Genomic DNA, 17125 nt, shown 5'->3' on the forward strand with positions numbered 1-17125 from the left:
GCAGACATGAGCCGCCTCGCGCAGACCGACGGGCTGACCGACATCCAGCAGGAGATCCTCTCCACCGTCCACAGCTTCGTCGACAAGGAGATCATCCCGGTCGCCAACGAGCTGGAGCACAAGGACGAGTACCCCACCGACATCGTCGAGGGCCTCAAGGAACTCGGCATCTTCGGGCTGATGATCCCCGAGGAGTACGGCGGCCTCGGCGAGTCCCTGCTCACCTACGCCCTGACCGTCGAGGAGATCGCCCGCGGCTGGATGAGCGTGTCGGGCATCATCAACACGCACTTCATCGTCGCCTACATGCTCAAGCAGCACGGCACCGAGGAGCAGAAGGAGTACTTCCTGCCCCGCATGGCCACGGGTGAGGTGCGCGGCGCCTTCTCCATGTCCGAGCCGGGCCTCGGCTCCGACGTCTCGGCGATCCGCACCAAGGCGGTCCGGGACGGCGACGACTACGTCATCAACGGCCAGAAGATGTGGCTGACCAACGGCGGCACGTCCAACCTCGTCGCGGTGCTGTGCCGGACCGACGAGGGCCAGCCGGAGGGCGCGGCCCCGCACAAGTCCATGACGACCTTCCTCATCGAGAAGGAACCGGGCTTCGGACCGAACCCGAAGGTGAAGGGCCTCACCGTGCCCGGCAAGATCGAGAAGATGGGGTACAAGGGCGTCGACACGACCGAACTCATCCTCGAGGACGTGAAGATTCCGTCAAATCGCGTCCTGGGCGGACGGAGCGGCCGCGGGTTTTACCAAATGATGGACGGTGTCGAGGTCGGCCGGGTCAACGTGGCGGCCCGGGGCTGCGGCGTCGCACAGCGGGCCTTCGAACTGGGGATCGCGTACGCCCAGCAGCGGCAGACCTTCGGCAAGCCGATCGCGCAGCACCAGGCGATCCAGTTCAAGCTCTCGGAGATGGCCACCAAGGTCGAGGCGGCCCACGCGCTGATGGTGAACGCGGCCCGCAAGAAGGATTCCGGCCAGCGCAACGACCTCGAGGCCGGCATGGCGAAGTACCTGGCCTCGGAGTACTGCAAAGAGGTCGTGGAGGACGCCTTCCGCATCCACGGCGGCTACGGCTTCTCCAAGGAGTACGAGATCGAGCGCCTGTACCGCGAGGCACCGATGCTGCTCATCGGCGAGGGCACCGCCGAGATCCAGAAAATGATCATCGGCCGCCGGCTGCTCGAGGAGTACCGGATCCAGGGGTGAATGTCTGGGTTGTGACACTTTGTGCGAGCCAAAGGTCACAACCAGTCATCAAATACCGGCCACTGACTCGACTGCTGGCTTGCCCAGTTGCCGGGGACTCCCGATACCATTCACGGAAAGCCGCCGTCCCCTGCACCATCATTGCGGCACCCTCCGCTACGAAGGTCTTCCATGCCCCACAGCCATTCCTCTGCACAACGCGACAGCCGGGCCGGCGTACGCCTCGCGCGCGGAGCGTCGCCGTGGCTCCTCCCGACCGTCGCCACCGCGGCGGTCAGCCTCGTCCGCGCCCGCCGCTCCGGGCGCTGGGCGGCCGTGGCCGTCCCCACCACCGCCCTCGCGGCGGGCATGCTGTGGTTCTTCCGCGACCCCGAGCGCGAGATCGCCCAGGGCCGCGTCATCTCGCCGGCCGACGGCGTGGTGCAGAGCATCATGCCGTGGAAGGACGGGCGCACCCGCGTCGCGATCTTCATGAGCCCGCTGAACGTCCATGTGAACCGCGCGCCGCTCGCCGGCACGGTCACGTCCGTGGAGCACATCCCCGGCGGATTCGTTCCCGCGTTCAACAAGGAGAGCGAGAACAACGAGCGCGTCGTCTGGCACTTCGACACCGAGCTCGGCGACATCGAGATGGTGCAGATCGCCGGAGCCGTGGCGCGCCGCATCGTCCCTTACGTGCCGCAGGGCACCAAGGTGGAGCAGGGCGAGCGCATCGGCCTGATCCGTTTCGGCTCCCGTGTGGACATCTACCTGCCGGAGGGCGTCGAGCCCGCCGTCGAGGTCGGCCAGACCACCGTGGCTGGGGTGACGCGCCTTGACCGTGATTGATCCCGACACCCAGGCACCATGGGTCGCCTCGGTGGACGAGGACGACGACGATGACATGCCGCTGTCGACGCGCCTGTCGATAGCGGACGGCCTGACCCTCGGCAACGCGATCTGCGGATTCATGGCGGTGTACTTCACCACCACCGGGGTGCTCGTGCCGCACCTGATGGGCAACACCGACGGCGGCATGACGCGGCACAGCGCCGCCACCGCCGTGCTGCTGATGCTCATGGCCTCGGTCTTCGACCTCTTCGACGGGCTCGTGGCGCGCAAGCTGCGCAGCTCGGCGATGGGCGCGGAACTGGACAACCTGTCCGACCTGATCAGCTTCGGCCTGGCCCCCGCCTACTTCGTGGTCGTGTGGGGCCTGATCTCGGACGACGCCTACGGCAAGGTGTCGGCGGTGGCGGCGGTCGTGGTGCTGCTCGCGGTCGTCCTGCGCCTGGCCCGCTTCTCCTGCACGACGGTGCGGGAGGGGATCTTCCAGGGCATGCCGAGCCCCTTCGGGGCGATGACGGTCATCTCCGTCGTGCTGCTGGATCTGCCCTTCATCCCGACGGTGCTGGCCATCGTCGGTGTGGCGTGGCTGATGGTCAGCCGGGTCGAGTACCCGAAGCCGCGTGGCCGGCTCGCGACGATCACGCTCGCCTGGATCGTGCTGAGCATGGGCTGCCTGGTCTGCTGGGCGTTCGCCGTCCCCGGCGGCGACGTGCTGCTGCAGACGGGCGCGGCCCTGCAGATCTGCGCCGCGGCGGTGATCCCGCTCTTCGCGACGACCCGCCGGGTCAACACGATCCGCAACAACCGGCGTGAGGCGCGTACGGCACAGCTTCCGTAGCCGTACAGCCTCACAGCCTGGGAAGTACGTGCCAGGGGCCCCGAGCCGGGAAGGCTCGGGGCCCCTGGCGTTCCCGGGTCAGGCCGGGAGGTCGCGCGCGATGTCCCCGGCGAGGCGCTCCAGCAGCGGCCCGGCCTCGGCCATGCAGCGCGCCGGGTCCGGCTCGAGGTCGGTCAGCGCGTACGCCCGCCGGATGCCGGCCGCGCCCAGGGCCGGTCCGGACAGCGTGAGACGGCCGCAGACGGCGACGACGTCCACGCCCCGGGCACGGGCGGCGGCCGCGACACCGGCCGGGGCCTTGCCGTGCAGGGTCTGCTCGTCCAGCGAGCCCTCGCCGGTGATGACCAGGTCGGCGCGCTCCAGGGCTTCCGCGAAGCCGAGCATGTCCAGGAGCACCTGGACGCCGGGCCGGAAGGAGGCGCCCAGACCCACCAGCGCCCCGAACCCGACGCCGCCCGCCGCGCCCGCACCCGGCGACTCCGCGGCCGCACCGGCCCCCAGCACCTCCGCGTAGCGGGCGAGCGCGGCGTCCAGCGTCGCGACGTCCTCCCGCGAGGCGCCCTTCTGGGGGCCGTAGACGGCCGCGGCACCCTTGGGGCCGAGCAGCGGGTTGTCGACGTCGCTGGCGAGGACGACCTCGGTGCCGGCGAGCCGCTGGTCGAGACCGGACAGGTCCGCCGAGGCCAGCCCGGCGAGCGCCGCACCGCCCGGGCCGACCGGTTCGCCCCGGTCGTCCAGCAGCCGGGCGCCGAGCGCGACGAGCATGCCCGCGCCGCCGTCGTTGGTGGCGCTGCCGCCGACGCCGAGCACGACGGACCGCGCCCCCGCGTCGAGCACCGCCCGCAGCAGCTCACCGGTGCCGCGGGTGGTCGCCGTCAGCGGCGCGAAGACTCCCGGCGGCAGATGCCGCAGCCCCGAGGCCTCGGCCATCTCCACCACGGCGGTGCCGTCGCGCAGCGCGTACGCGGCGGTGACCGGCTCCCCGAGCGGCCCGCTGACCTCCACCAGCCGCCGTTCGAACCCCGCGGCGACGGCGGCGTCCACCGTGCCGTCCCCACCGTCGGCCACCGGCACGGACTCGACGACGAGACCGGGAGCGGCCCGCCGCAGTCCCGCCCCGAGCCGCTCCGCCACCTCGACGGCGGTGAGCGAACCCTTGAACTTGTCCGCTGCTATGAGCACCCGCACAGGCCGTGCGTCCGTCACTTTGATCTCCCTTACGGCAGGTCGCGCCGCTTGGACCCTATCCCGGGGCGCCCGGGCGGTACACCGTATGCATGGCCCTCACCGCCCTCTCCCTCGAAGACCGCGTCCTCGGCGGCTGGCTCGGCCGGATCGCCGGCAACATGCTCGGCAAGCCCGTCGAGCGCGGCGACCACTGGACCCGCGAGCGCATCGACCGCTACCTGCGCCTGGCCGGGGCGCTCCCGCTGACCGACTACATCCCGGCGCTCGACCCGCCGCCTGACCCGGCCGAGTTCGCGCTGCGCCCGGAGTGGCCGCAGTGCACCCGCGGCAACATCCACGGCAGCGCGCGGGACGACGACGTCGACTACGCGATCCTCGGACTCGACCTGCTGGAGACGTACGGCCCGGACTTCACCACCGAGCAGGTCGGCGAACTGTGGCTGCTGCGCCTCCCCTACCTGCAGACCTTCACCGCCGAGCGAGCGGCGTACCGCAACCTCGCCAACGGGCTGAAGCCGCCGCTGACGGCCACGGCGGACAACCCGTACCAGGAGTGGATCGGGGCGCTGATCCGCGCCGACATCCACGGCTGGACCTCCCCCGGCGATCCGCGGCGGGCCGCCTCCCTCGCCCGCCGGGACGCGGTGCTGTCGCACACGGGCAACGGGGTGTACGGCGCGATGTGGGCGGCGGCGCTGATCGCGGCGGCGTTCACGGCGCCCGACGCCCGGGCCGCGCTGGAGTCGGCGCTGCGGCACGTCCCGCCGGGCTGCAGGCTGGCACGTACCGTGCGGCGGACCATGGCGCTGCACGAGGCGGGGCTCGACTGGGCCGCCACGATGGCGGAACTGGACGAGGAGACCCGCGGGCTGCACTGGATCCACACCGTCCCCAACGCCGCACTCGTCACCGCCGGACTGCTCTACGGCGCGGGCGACTTCACCGCGACCATCACGCTGACCGTACGCGGCGGCCTGGACACGGACTCGGGCGGCGCGACGGCGGGTTCGGTCGCCGGGGTGCTCTGCGGCGCGGCCGCGATCCCCTCGCAGTGGACCGACCCGCTGGAGGACCGGGTGCGCAGCGCCGTGTTCGGCTTCGACGGGGTGGCCGTCAGCGAACTGGCCCGTCGCACGGTTCTCCTGGTGCCGTAGGGTCTCACGTGTGCGATACATCGTTGTGGGAGCGGGCGCGGTCGGCGCGACGATCGGCGGACGGCTGCACGAGAGCGGTCACGAGGTCGTCCTGGTCGCGCGGGGAGCGCACCTGGAGGCGCTGCGCGATCGCGGGCTCACGCTGCGGACGCCGGACGGGACGCTGAAGCTGCGCGTCCCGGTCGCCGCCGGTCCGCGGGAGCTGTCCCTCCGGACGGACGATGTCCTGGTGCTGGCGGTCAAGACGCAGGACACGCAGGCCGCGCTCGACGCCTGGGCCCCGGTCGCGGACCGTCTGCCAGTCGTCTGCGCCCAGAACGGCGTGGCCAACGAACGCATGGCACTGCGCCGTTTCCGCGACGTGTACGGGATGTGCGTGTGGCTGCCGTCGACCCACCTCGAGCCCGGTGAGGTGGTCGCCCCCTGCGGGCCGCTGACCGGGATCCTCCACCTGGGCCGCTACCCGCACGGGACGGACGACCTGGCGCGGGCCGTCTCCGCGGACCTGGAGAAGTCCTCCTTCGCGGCCCCGGTCGTGCCCGACGTGATGCGCTGGAAGTACGCCAAGCTGCTGTCGAACCTCGGCAACGCCGTCGAGGCCCTGTGCGGCGGCTGGGACGAGACGGCCGCCGGACTCCTCGACCGGGCGAAGGCGGAGGGCACCGCGGTGCTCGACGCCGCCGGCATCCCGTACGCGGGCGTCGAGGAGCAGGCGGCGGTGCGCGGGGACCTGGTGAGCCTGCGGCCGGTCGACGGCTTCGCCCGGGGCGGCGGCTCGTCCTGGCAGAGCCTGACCCGGGGCACCGGGAGCGTCGAGGCGGACTGGCTCAACGGCGAGATCGTGCTCCTCGGACGGCTCCACGGGATACCCGTGCCGGTCAACGAGACGCTGCGGCGGCTCGCGAACCGCGCGGCACGCGACCGCCGCGCCCCCGGAGGCCTGGAGCCGGCGCAGGTGGCCGCCGCGGTCGAGGGCCGCGACCCCGTAGGTTGGGGCGCGTGACCACCACCGATTTCTCCGCGTACATCGACAGCCTGCCCAAGGTCCTCGCCGGGGCCAGCACGCTCTTCCGCGACGCCGGGGGCCGCATCCTGATCGCCGAGACCACCTACCGCGAGGACGGCAAGTGGGTGCTGCCCGGCGGCACCATCGAGTCGGCCGACGGGGAGACGCCCCGCGAGGCGGCGCGCCGGGAGACCCTGGAGGAGGTCGGACTGGACGTCGAGCCGGGCGTCCTGCTCACCGTCGACTGGGTGCAGGGGCCGGGGCGGCCGCCGCTGACCTCGTACATGTACGACGGCGGGGTGCTCGACGAGGCCGCGCTCGGCGCGATCGTACTGCAGGAGGAGGAGCTGTCCGCCTGGCGGATGGCGACGCCCGAGGAGGCCGAGGAGTACCTCTCCCCCGGCCTGTACCGGCGGGTCCGTGCCGCTCTGGCCGCGCTGGAGGACGGCGCCTGCCCCGTCGAGCTGGTCAACGGCCGTCCTCCCGCCATCGGTCAGCGGCCCACCGCGTAGCCCTGCATCCCGCGGGGGTTGGCGGCGGAGGACAGCACACCGGTCTCCGGGTCGCGTGCCACGGCGCACAGCCTGCCCTCGGACCAGGGGGCGGAGACGGTGACGTCGTGACCGCGGCCGCGCAGCCCGGCGATGACGGACTCCTCGAAGCGGCTCTCCACGGTGAGGCTGCCCGGCCGCATCTCCCGCGGGTGGAAGGAGCTCGGGAAGCTGTCGTTGTGCCAGTTGGGCGCGTCGATGGCGCCCTGGAGGTCGAGGCCGCCCCGGACGGGGGCGCGCAGGGCGACACCCAGGAAGAAGTGCAGCGACCACTGGTCCTGCTGGTCTCCGCCCGGCGTGCCGAAGGCCATCACGGGCACGCCGTGGCGCAGCGCGAGCGAGGGGGTGAGCGTGGTGCGCGGACGGCGGCCCGGGGTCAGGGAGTTCGGCAGGCCGGGCTCCAGCCAGGTCATCTGCAGGCGGGTGCCGAGCGGGAAGCCGAGCCCGGGCACCACCGGGTTGGACTGCAGCCACCCGCCGCTGGGGGTGGCGGCGACCATGTTGCCCCAGCGGTCGACGACGTCGAGGTGGCAGGTGTCGCCGCGGGTCGCGCCGTTGTGGGCGACGGTCGGCTCTCCTACCCCCATGGCGTCGAAGTCGGGTGCCGCTGCCGGGTCGTGGAGCGGGAAGCGGGGCAGCCGCGGTGTGCGGCCGCCCGGGCTGCCGGGGCGCAGCTCGTGGGAGGCCTTGGCCGGGTCGACCAGGGCGCGCCGCGCGTCGTTGTAGGCGGGGGAGAGCAGTTCGGCGAGGGGGACGTCGTCCTCGGCGTCGCCGTACCAGGCCTCGCGGTCGGCCATCGCGAGCTTGGTGCCCTCGACCAGGGTGTGCACGTAGTCGGCGGTGCCGTACTCCAGGTCGGCGGGGTCCGGCAGCAGGGCCAGTTGCTGCAGGAAGGCCGGGCCCTGGCTCCAGGCTCCGGCCTTGCAGACCGTCCAGCCGTTCCAGTCGAAGGTCACCGGGTCCTCGTGGCGGGCCTCGTACGCGACGAGGTCGTCCCCGGTCAGGGTGGAGGCGTGGCGCTCGCCGGTGGTGTCCATCGCGGGACGGGCGGCGAAGGCGGCCAGCGCCTCGCCGATGAAGCCCTCGCGCCACACCCTGCGGGCCGCCTCGATCTGCGCCTCCCGGCCGCTGCCTGCGGCCTCCGCCTCCCGCAGCAACCGCCGCCAGGTGGCGGCCAGACCGGGGTTGCGCAGCAGGGCGCCCGGACGGGGCGGACGGCCGTCGGCCAGGTACAGCTCGGCCGAGGTGGTCCATTCCGTCTCGAACAGCGCCTGCACGGAACCGACGGTGGCGCCGACCGCCTCCACCGCGGGATGGCCCTGCTCGGCGTAGCCGATGGCGTAGGAGAGCACGTCCGCGAGCGGCTTGGTGCCGTGGTCGCGCAGCAGCACCATCCACGCGTCGAAGGCACCGGGCACGGCGGCCGCGAGCGGACCGGTGCCGGGGACGAACTCCAGGCCCAGCGCGCGGTAGTGGTCCACGCTCGCCCCGGCCGGGGCGGGGCCCTGGCCGCTGAGCACGCGCACGGGACCGCCGGCGGGCGCGACGATGATCGGCACCTCGCCCGCGGGTCCGTTGAGGTGCGGCTCGACCACGTGCAGGACGAATCCGGCGGCCACCGCCGCGTCGTAGGCGTTGCCGCCGCTCTCCAGCACGGCCATCGCCGACTGCGAGGCGAGCCAGTGCGTGGAGGAGGCCATGCCGAAGGTGCCCTGGAGGGTGGGCCGGGTCGTGAACAATTCGGTGCTCCTCGCGCGGGGGGTACTCCTACACTCGCACGGTGCCCCCCGAGTCTGAACACGTACCCCCTGTCTCCTCCATGGCGCGGGCTCTCGCCCGGGTCCCCGGTGTCGTCGCGGTGATGCTCGGCGGCAGCCGGGCGCGCGGTACGCACCGCCCCGACTCCGACTGGGACCTCGGCGTGTACTACCGCGGGGAACCGGACCTGGACGCGCTCGCCGCGCTCGCCGCCGAGGCGACGGGCGGGCCGGTGGAGATCGCCGGCCCCGGCGGCTGGGGGCCCTGGGTGAACGGCGGGGCGTGGCTGCGCGTCGACGGCCTGCAGGTCGACTGGATCCTGCGGGACCTGGACCGGGTGCGGCGGGTGTGGGACGACTGCCGCGCCGGCCGCTACGAGGTGGGCGTCCAGGCCGGCCATCCGCTGGGCTTCTGGTCCCCGGTGTACGCCGGCGAGGTGGCCCTGGGCCGTGTCCTGGCCGATCCGGCGGGCGAGCTGGCCGCGCTGCGCGAGGGCACGCTGGTCTACCCGGAGCCGCTGCGCGAGGCGCTCGTCGGGGCCTCCTGGGAGGCGGACTTCCTCGTGGTGAACGCCCGCAAGTCCGCGGGTTCCGGGGACGTCCTGCACGCGGCGCTGTGCCTGTCGCGGGCGGTGGGGGTGCTCACGCAGTCGCTCCACGCCCACCACCGCGTGTGGTGCCTGAACGAGAAGGGGGCCCTCGCCGCCGCGGGCGCCCTCCCGGACACCCCGCCCGGCTTCCGGTCCCGCGCCGAGGCGGTGCTGGCGGGCCTCGGCGACCCGGTGGCGGCGGTGGAGGACGCGTCGGCGCTGGTCGCGCAGGTCCGGGCGGCGCTGGGCTGACCCCGGGCCGGAATCCCGGGAGGAGCCCCGCGCGGCGGCCGGACAGCCGCCCACGGCCCGCTGCGGCCCCGGGAGGACGCGGAACCGGTGACTCCATCCCCGCGGACCCTTCTCGCGCGCGGCGAGGACGGTCACCCGAAAATCGCAGCTGACCGCACGTGCGGCGAGGGCCGGCGGGGACGGGCGGCGCGTGACGCGCGGCGCGATATCCGTTCGCTCCGGGGCCTGCGGGCGTCCTACTCTCGGCTCATGTCCAGGCCTCTCGTAGCCATTCTCAGTGGCGCAGGTATCTCGACCGATTCCGGCATCCCGGACTACCGCGGTCCGAACGGGCTGTGGCGGCGAGACCCGGAGGCCGAGAAGCTCGTGACGTACGAGCACTACATGGCCGACCCCGACGTACGCCGCAGGTCGTGGCGGATGCGCATGGACAGCGCGGCGCTGGAGGCGCGGCCCAATGCCGCGCACGAGGCGATCGTCCGGCTGGAGCGGTCGGGGGTGCCGCTGCGCGTGATCACGCAGAACATCGACGGTCTGCACCAGATGGCGGGGCTGCCCGAGCGCAAGGTGCTGGAACTGCACGGCACGGCCCGTGCCGTGGTGTGCACGCGGTGCCACGACCGTTCGTCCATGGACGAGGCCCTGGCGCGGGTCCGGGCGGGCGAGCCGGATCCCGCGTGCGGGAAGTGCGGCGGGATCCTGAAGTCGGCGACCGTGATGTTCGGTCAGCGGCTGGATCCGGTGGTCCTGGGCAACGCGATGGCCATCGCCAAGGGGTGCACGGTCCTCGTCGCGGTCGGCACCAGCCTGCAGGTGCAGCCCGCCGCGTCGCTCGCCGGGATGGCGGCGGAGCACGGCGCGCGGCTGGTGATCGTCAACGCCGAGCCGACGCCGTACGACGAGATCGCGGACGAGTTGGTGCGCGAGCCGATCGGGAGCTCACTGCCCGCGCTCCTGGACGGGATCGCCCGGCAGGCCGCGACCGGCTGACGCGGGTGCCCCCGGACGGCATCGCCCGGGGGCACGGCTCACGGCAGGTCCTGCGCCGCGACTACCAGCGGTGGTGGACCTGGGCGCGGATGCTCCGGTCGTACAGGTCGCGGACGGCGTCCAGCGTGCTCTGCGGCAGCGGCGGCAGGGCGGCGGCCTCGGCGTTGGCACGGGCCTGCTCGACGGAGCGGGCGCCGGGGATCACCGTGGTGACGCCGGGCTGCTGGATGATCCAGCGCAGCGCGGTCTGGGCCGGGGTCGCGCCCTCCGGGGTGAGGGCGGCGAACTCGGCGGCGGCCTCCAGGCCGGTCGCGTAGTCGACGCCGGAGAAGGTCTCGCCCTGGTCGAAGGCCTCGCCGTGCCGGTTGTAGGTGCGGTGGTCGTCGGCCGGGAAGACCGTGTCCTTGGTGTAGCGGCCGGACAGCAGACCGGAGGCGAGGGGGACGCGGGCGATGATGCCCACGCCGGCCTCGGCGGCGGCCGGCAGGACCTGCTCCAGGGGCTTGAGCCGCAAGGCGTTGAGGATGATCTGCACGCTGGCGACGCCCGGGCGGGCGATCGCGGTCAGCGCCTCCTCGCAGGTCTCGACGCTGACCGCGTAGGCCGCGATGCGCTGCTCCTCGACGAGGGTGTCGAGGGCGTCGAAGACGGCGTCCGAGGAGTAGACGGCGGTCGGCGGGCAGTGCAGCTGCACGAGGTCGAGGGTGTCGACGCCCAGGTTGGCCCTGGAACGATCGTTCCAGGCACGGAAGTTGTCCAGGACGTAGTTCTCGGGGACCTGGGCGACCCGGCGGCCCATCTTCGTGGCGACGAAGATCCCGGCGTCCGGGCGCTCCCGCAGGTAGCGGCCGATCAGCTGCTCGCTGCGTCCGTCGCCGTAGACGTCCGCCGTGTCGAAGAGGGTCACGCCCTCCGCCACGGCCGCGTCGAGGACGGCGAGTGCGTCCTCCTCGCGGACCTCGCCCCAGTCGGCGCCCAGCTGCCAGGTGCCGAGACCCACGACGGACACCTTGCGGCCCGTCCTGCCCAATACGCGCTGCTCCATGCCTTCGATGCTAGTCGCTGCCCCGTCGGCCCCGGCCGACGGGGCAGCGGGGCAGCGGCTAGCGGCGGCCGGCCCCTGCCAGGTGGCGGCGGACGGCGCGGGCCGCGTGGTGGCCCGACATTCCGTGGACGCCCGGGCCGGGCGGGCTGGCGGAGGAGCACAGGAAGACCCCGGGGCGCGAGGTGGCGTACGGGTTCCACTTCACCTTGGGGCGGAAGGCCGTCTGCAGGCCGGCGAAGGCACCGCTGCCGATGTCGCCGCCGACGTAGTTCTCGTTGCGGGCGGCGAGGTCGGCCGGCCCGCTGACCGCCCGGGCGAGGACGAGATCCCGGAAACCGGGGGCGAAGCGCTCGATCTGCCGCTCGACGGCCTCGGTGGCGTCGCCGCGCCAGCCGTTGGGCACGTGTCCGTACACCCAGAAGACGTGCTTGCCCTCGGGGGCGCGTCCCGGGTCGACGACCGTGGGCTGGGCGGTGATGAGGAACGGGGTCTGCGGCGGGCGGCCGCGCGCCGCCCGGTTCAGGGCGTCGCCGATCTCCGCGAAGGTCGGCCCGATGTGCACGGTGCCGGCCCGCCGGGGCTCGGTGGCGGTCCAGGGCACGGGGCCGTCGAGGGCGTAGTCGATCTTCCAGACCGCGGGTCCGTAGCGGTAGTTCCGGTACGCGTCGCCGAGCCCGGCGATGCGCGCCAGAGCGGTCGGCGAGGTGTCGAAGACGTACGCGCGGGCCGGCGGCAGCTCGTCGAGCTTGCGGACCAGGACGCCGGTGTGGATGGTGCCGCCGAGCTGCCGCAGGTAGGAGGCGAGGGCGTCGGCGAGCGACTGGGAGCCGCCGCGCGGGACCGGCCAGCCCACCTCGTGGCCGGAGACGGCGAACATCAGCGCCGTCGCGCCGGTGAGCGGGCTGGTCAGCGGTGCGATGGCATGGGCGGCGAGACCGGCCAGCAGGCCGCGCGCCTTCTCGTCGCGGAACAGCCGGGCGAGCACGGCCACCGGCGGCAGCCCGGTGAGCCCGAAGCTCGCGAAGCGCAGCGGGTCGCGCGGCAGTCCCCTCCACTGGGGGCGCAGGAAGTCGTGGGCGAGGGTGTCCCAGCGGCCGACGTAGGGGGCCAGGAGCCGGCGGTAGGTGCCCGCGTCGCGCGGTCCAAGCGAGGCGGCGGTCGCGCCGACGGTGCGGTCCAGGACCGCCGCGGTGCCGTCGTCGAAGGGGTGCGCGAGCGGCAGCTCCGGGTGGAGCCACCGCAGTCCGTGCTCGGCGAGCGGCATCGCGTTGAACGCGGGCGAGCCCGCGCCGAACGGGTGCACGGCGGAGCAGGGGTCGTGGCGGAAGCCCGGCAGGGTCAGTTCCTCGGTGCGCGCGCCGCCGCCGACGTGGTCGGCGGCCTCGAAGAGCTCCACGGAGTAACCGGCGCGGGCGAGTTCGACCGCGGCGGTCAGGCCGTTGGGTCCGCCGCCGACGACGATGACGTCCGTGACGTGTGCCCTGCTCATCGGCCACCCGCCATGAGGTCGACGACCCGTCGCGCGGTCGCCTCGTCGCGCGCCACGGAGAACGGGAAGGCGTTGCCGCCGCCGATCCGGAAGGGCACGCCCTCGGCGGTGACGCTGGCCCCGCCCGCCTCGGCGACCAGCAGCAGGCCGGCCGCGTGGTCCCAGGGCGACTCCCAGGTGAAGGCGACGGCGTCGATGGCGCCCCGGGCGACCTCCAGGTAGTCCAGCCCGGCGCAGGTGCACTGGCGGGTCTCGAGGCCGTCGGTGCCGAGGCCCTCGAAGCGGCGCCGCTCCTGTTCGTCGAGGAAGGCGAACTGCGAGGTGGCCACCTTGAGCGCGGACCCGTCGGCGTCGCGCGCGGTGCGGATCGGCTCGCCGTTGAGGAGCGCTCCGCCGCCCAGCCGGGCCGTGGCCATCAGGCCCAGGCGCGGCACGTACGTCCAGGAGGCGTGGACCTCGCCGCCGCGGGCGAGGGCGACGAGCGTGGCGAACTCGGGCCTGCCGGCGACGAAGTTGGCGGTGCCGTCCACGGGGTCGACGATCCACACCGGGTCGTCGCCGCCGATGCGGCGCAGGATGCCCGGGTCCGCGTGCACGGCCTCCTCCCCCACCACGACGGATCCCGGCAGCAGCGCCGGAAGCTCCTCGGCGAGCCGCAGTTCCGCCTCGCGGTCGGCGACGGTGACCAGGTCCCCCGGTCCGGTCTTGTGGCTGATGTCGGCGGCGCTCAGCTGACGCCAGCGCGGCACGACCTCCGCCTCGGCGGCCGCGCGCACGGTGTCCCCGACCGCCTTGAAGAGTGCGTCATCGATCACTCCTCCATCAGACCAGATCGGCCGCGGCGCCGCGCACCCGCCGTGGCTTTGGCGGGTTCACGCCGTCCGCGCGGCGGGTCCCGTCTTCCGCATCAGGGCGGTGTACAGCACGAACGAGGTGACCAGGCCCACCGCCCAGCCGTAGTCCGCGAGGGGCTTCAGCAGCGGGATCAGCCCGTCGACGGGGAACGGCCCCTGCTTGCGGCCCTCGGCGTCGACGGTGGAGTACGAGCCGCCGACCGCCAGCAGACCACCCACGAAGAGGGCGAGCACCGCCCGCCAGTTCCAGCCACGGCGGTACCAGTAGCGCCCGGCACCCGCCTCGTACAGCTCCGGCAGCGCCAAGTGCGTGCGCCGCACGACCCAGTAGTCGGCGATGAGGACGCCGGCCACGGTGCCGAGGACGCCGCCCACCACACCCAGCCAGGTGAAGATGTACAGCTCGGGGGTGGAGGTCAGTTTCCAGGGGAAGATCAGCACCCCGACGACGCCGGTGATCAGGGCGCCGGTGCGGAAGTCGACGTGCCGGGGCGCGAGGTTGGACAGGTCGTACGCCGGGGAGACCACGTTGGCCGCGATGTTGACGCTGAGGGTGGCCACCAGCACCGTGACCAGGGCGTAGAGCAGCCCGAGGACGTTGTCGGCCTTGCCGGCCAGTTCGACCGGGTCCCAGATGGCCTCGCCGTAGACCGCCTGGGAGCCGGAGGTGACGAGCACCGACAGGACGGCGAAGAGGGTCATCGTGGTCGGCAGGCCGAGCGTCTGGCCCCACACCTGGGCACGCTGCCCGGCCCCGAAGCGGGTGAAGTCGGGGATGTTGAGGGAGAGCGTCGACCAGAAGCCGATCATGCCCATGAGGGCGGGGAAGAAGACCTTCCAGAAGTCCCCGCCCCAGCCCAGTTCCGAGGGCTGGTCCAGCAGGTGGCCGAGGCCGCCCGCCTTGTTCGTCATCCAGACCAGCAGCACGACGGCCCCGACGATGACGAAGGGCGCGGCCCAGTTCTCGAAGCGGCGCAGCGTCTCCATGCCCCGGTAGATGATGGCGAGTTCCAGCGCCCAGAAGGCGAGGAAGCAGACCCACAGCGTCCACGGGTAGCCCGCCACGTGCGCGGCGCCCGCCCAGCCGCCCCAGATCTTCCCCAGCAGGACGAAGATGCCCTGGCCGCCGATCCAGGTCTGGATGCCGAACCAGGCGCAGGCCACGGCGGCGCGCAGCAGCGCCGGGAGGTTCGCGCCGCGCACCCCGAACGAGGAACGCGCCAGCACCGGGAAGGGGATGCCGTATTTGGGGCCCGCGTGGCCGGTGAGCAGCATCGGCACCAGCACGATGACGTTGGCGAGGGCGATGGTGAGCACCGCCTGCTTCCAGTCCATGCCGAGGGCGACCAGCCCGGAAGCGAGGGTCCAGGACGGGATGTTGTGCGCCATCCCGACCCACAGCGCGGTGAAGTTGTAGGTGGTCCAGTGCCGTTTGGCGATGGGGATCGGCAGCAGGTCCTGGTTGGCGAACGGGCCGTGCGGGACGGCCGCGTCGAGGCGGAGCTCGACGCGGCCGTCGGGGTGCGTGATCTGGGCGGGCGGCGTGGGGGCCGGCATGGGCGCGGTGCTCCCCCTCAGCCGCGGAGTACGGGGATGACGCTGGAGCCGTAGGCGTCGATGGTGGACTCCTTGGCGTCGTGCATGTCGTAGACCGCGAACTGGTCGACGCCGAGGGCCTCCAGAGCGCGCAGCTTCTCGACGTGGCGCTCGGGGGTGCCCAGGAGGCAGAAGCGGTCGACGATCTCGTCGGGGACGAACGCGGTGTCGGGGTTCCCCGACCGGCCGTGGTGCGAGTAGTCGTANCCCTNGCGGGCCNTGATGTANTCNGTGAGNNCNTNGGGNACNGNGNCNGANNNCTCNCCGTACNTGGANACNAGGTCGGCGACGTGGTTGCCGACCATGCCGCCGAACCAGCGGCACTGCTCGCGGGCGTGGGCNAGCGCCTGCGGGGAGTCGTCCTCGGTGACGTACGCCGGAGCNGCCACGCACACCTTCACCTCGGCCGGGTCACGTCCGGCGGCGACCGCGGCCTCCCTGACCGCCTTGACCATCCACTCCGTCAGATAGACGTCGGCGAGCTGCAGGATGAACCCGTCCGCCTTCGCCCCGGCGATCGCCAGCGCCCTCGGCCCGTACGCCGCCATCCACACCGGCAGTTCGGCACCGGGCCGCACCCACGGGAACTTCACCACCGCCCCGCTGCCGAGGTCGGCCTCGCGGCCCTCGGCGAGTTCCCGGATGACGTGCATCGCCTCCTCGATGCGCGCGAGGGTGTTGGGCTTGCGTCCGGCCACACGCATCGCCGAGTCGCCCCGGCCGATGCCGCAGATCGTCCGGTTGCCGAACATCTCGTTGAGCGTGGCGAAGGTGGAGGCGGTCACCTCCCAGGTACGGGTGCCCGGATTGGTGACCATCGGGCCGACGACCATCCGTTCGGTGTTCGCCAGGATCTGGCTGTAGATGACGAACGGCTCCTGCCACAGCACGGTCGAGTCGAACGTCCAGCCGTGGGTGAAGCCGTTGCGCTCGGCACGCCGCATCAGCTCCACGACCCCCGCGGCGGGCGGGTCCGTCTGCAGGACGAGACCAAAATCCATGGCTGCGCTCCCTGGGGTGGCTAGACGAGGTACTGGCATGTCTCGCGGGTCTGGTAGCGGCCGTGACCGGCCCTGCCCAGGTAGCGGTCCTGGTCGACGACGACGGTGCCGCGCGAGATCACGGTGCGGGCCTTGCCGCGCAGGTGCTTGCCCTCGTAGGCCGAGTAGTCGACGTTCATGTGGTGGGTGGCGGCGGACACGACCTGCTCCGCGTCCGGGTCGTAGACCACGATGTCGGCGTCCGCACCCGGCGCGATGGTGCCCTTGCGCGGATAGAGACCGAACATCCGCGCCGGCGTCGCACAGGCGATCTCGATCCACCGGCGGCGGCTGATGTGACCGTCCACCACGGCCTGGTGCAACAGGTCCATCCGGTTCTCCACCCCCGGCAGACCGTTCGGGATCTTCGAGAAGTCACCCCGCCCCAGCTCCTTCTGACCCACGAAGCAGAACGGGCAGTGGTCCGTCGACACCACCTGCAGGTCGTTGGTCCGCAGGGCCCGCCACAGCGCCGCCTGGTGCTCCTTCGGCCGCAACGGCGTGGAGCACACGTACTTGGCCCCCTCGAAGTCCGGCTCCGCNAGATTGTCCGTGGACAGGAACAGATACTGCGGACACGTCTCGCCGAAGACGTTCAGCCCCTCGTCCCTGGCGAGGGTGATCTGCTCGACCGCCTGCCGGGCGGAGACGTGGACGACGTAGAGCGGGGAGCCCGCGACCTGGGCGAGCCGGATGGCGCGGTGGGTCGCCTCGGCCTCCAGCAGCTCG

The 17125-nt window shown here is 72.9% G+C and carries 16 protein-coding genes; 8 read left to right on the plus strand and 8 right to left on the minus strand.

Features of this window, described 5'->3' with window-relative positions:
• Positions 1-6 precede the first annotated feature (6 nt).
• From B085_RS0123265 to pssA, 3 genes are all read left to right on the plus strand, one after another.
• Complete coding sequence (locus B085_RS0123265) at positions 7-1218, plus strand: acyl-CoA dehydrogenase family protein (protein WP_018561002.1); 1212 nt, start codon at positions 7-9, stop codon at positions 1216-1218.
• A gap of 171 nt (positions 1219-1389) precedes the next feature.
• On the plus strand, positions 1390-2046 hold the full coding sequence (locus B085_RS0123270) for a phosphatidylserine decarboxylase (protein WP_018561003.1): 657 nt from the start codon (positions 1390-1392) through the stop codon (positions 2044-2046).
• On the plus strand, positions 2033-2884 hold the full coding sequence (gene pssA, locus B085_RS0123275) for a CDP-diacylglycerol--serine O-phosphatidyltransferase (protein ID WP_026251346.1): 852 nt from the start codon (positions 2033-2035) through the stop codon (positions 2882-2884). The genes B085_RS0123270 and pssA overlap by 14 nt, the downstream gene beginning before the upstream one ends.
• Positions 2885-2962: 78 nt before the next feature.
• Here pssA and B085_RS0123280 read toward each other — a convergent pair whose 3' ends face one another.
• Entirely contained in the window at positions 2963-4090 is a 1128-nt protein-coding gene (locus tag B085_RS0123280; RefSeq protein ID WP_420706623.1) for a glycerate kinase, read from the minus strand.
• Between the two features lie 71 nt (positions 4091-4161).
• Between B085_RS0123280 and B085_RS0123285 the strand changes: the two genes are divergently transcribed.
• Genes B085_RS0123285 through B085_RS0123295 form a run of 3 tightly spaced genes read left to right on the plus strand, consistent with a single transcriptional unit; the run spans position 4162 to position 6744 of the window.
• On the plus strand, positions 4162-5226 hold the full coding sequence (locus tag B085_RS0123285) for an ADP-ribosylglycohydrolase family protein (RefSeq protein WP_018561006.1): 1065 nt from the start codon (positions 4162-4164) through the stop codon (positions 5224-5226).
• Positions 5227-5236: 10 nt separating this feature from the next.
• Positions 5237-6229, plus strand: coding sequence for a ketopantoate reductase family protein (locus B085_RS0123290; RefSeq protein WP_026251348.1), 993 nt, complete (start codon positions 5237-5239; stop codon positions 6227-6229).
• A complete protein-coding gene (locus tag B085_RS0123295; RefSeq protein WP_018561008.1) occupies positions 6226-6744 on the plus strand; it encodes an NUDIX domain-containing protein in 519 nt (172 codons plus the stop codon). The genes B085_RS0123290 and B085_RS0123295 overlap by 4 nt, the downstream gene beginning before the upstream one ends.
• Here B085_RS0123295 and B085_RS0123300 read toward each other — a convergent pair.
• A complete protein-coding gene (locus tag B085_RS0123300) occupies positions 6726-8522 on the minus strand; it encodes a gamma-glutamyltransferase family protein (RefSeq protein WP_018561009.1) in 1797 nt (598 codons plus the stop codon). The two genes, B085_RS0123295 and B085_RS0123300, sit on opposite strands and share 19 nt — an antisense overlap.
• Before the next feature lie 80 nt (positions 8523-8602).
• Here B085_RS0123300 and B085_RS0123305 point away from each other — a divergent pair, with 80 nt between their 5' ends.
• Positions 8603-9382 carry a nucleotidyltransferase domain-containing protein gene (locus tag B085_RS0123305; RefSeq protein WP_018561010.1) on the plus strand — a complete coding sequence of 260 codons (780 nt, stop codon included), beginning with the start codon at positions 8603-8605 and terminating at the stop codon, positions 9380-9382.
• 249 nt (positions 9383-9631) lie between these two features.
• Complete coding sequence (locus tag B085_RS0123310) at positions 9632-10372, plus strand: SIR2 family NAD-dependent protein deacylase (RefSeq protein ID WP_026251350.1); 741 nt, start codon at positions 9632-9634, stop codon at positions 10370-10372.
• Between the two features lie 61 nt (positions 10373-10433).
• Here B085_RS0123310 and B085_RS0123315 read toward each other — a convergent pair whose 3' ends face one another.
• The 6 genes from B085_RS0123315 to B085_RS0123340 form a co-directional block, all read right to left on the minus strand.
• Positions 10434-11417 (minus strand): aldo/keto reductase, encoded by a 984-nt coding sequence (locus B085_RS0123315; RefSeq protein ID WP_026251351.1) that lies wholly within the window; start codon positions 11415-11417, stop codon positions 10434-10436.
• 58 nt (positions 11418-11475) lie between these two features.
• Positions 11476-12906: a phytoene desaturase family protein gene (locus B085_RS0123320; RefSeq protein ID WP_018561013.1), complete on the minus strand. Its 1431-nt coding sequence runs from the start codon at positions 12904-12906 to the stop codon at positions 11476-11478.
• Positions 12903-13721, minus strand: a complete 819-nt coding sequence (locus B085_RS0123325) for an inositol monophosphatase family protein (RefSeq protein WP_018561014.1) — start codon at positions 13719-13721, stop codon at positions 12903-12905. The genes B085_RS0123320 and B085_RS0123325 overlap by 4 nt, the downstream gene beginning before the upstream one ends.
• Positions 13722-13778: 57 nt before the next feature.
• Positions 13779-15317, minus strand: coding sequence for an NCS1 family nucleobase:cation symporter-1 (locus tag B085_RS0123330; protein ID WP_018561015.1), 1539 nt, complete (start codon positions 15315-15317; stop codon positions 13779-13781).
• A gap of 17 nt (positions 15318-15334) precedes the next feature.
• Positions 15335-16357, minus strand: coding sequence for a TIGR03842 family LLM class F420-dependent oxidoreductase (locus B085_RS0123335; RefSeq protein ID WP_018561016.1), 1023 nt, complete (start codon positions 16355-16357; stop codon positions 15335-15337).
• Positions 16358-16377: 20 nt separating this feature from the next.
• The coding region (locus B085_RS0123340) for an amidohydrolase family protein (protein WP_018561017.1) at positions 16378-17125 on the minus strand (748 nt) is incomplete at its 5' end.

It is taken from the genome of Streptomyces sp. BoleA5 (assembly GCF_000373665.1).
In the GTDB taxonomy this organism is placed as follows: domain Bacteria; phylum Actinomycetota; class Actinomycetes; order Streptomycetales; family Streptomycetaceae; genus Actinacidiphila.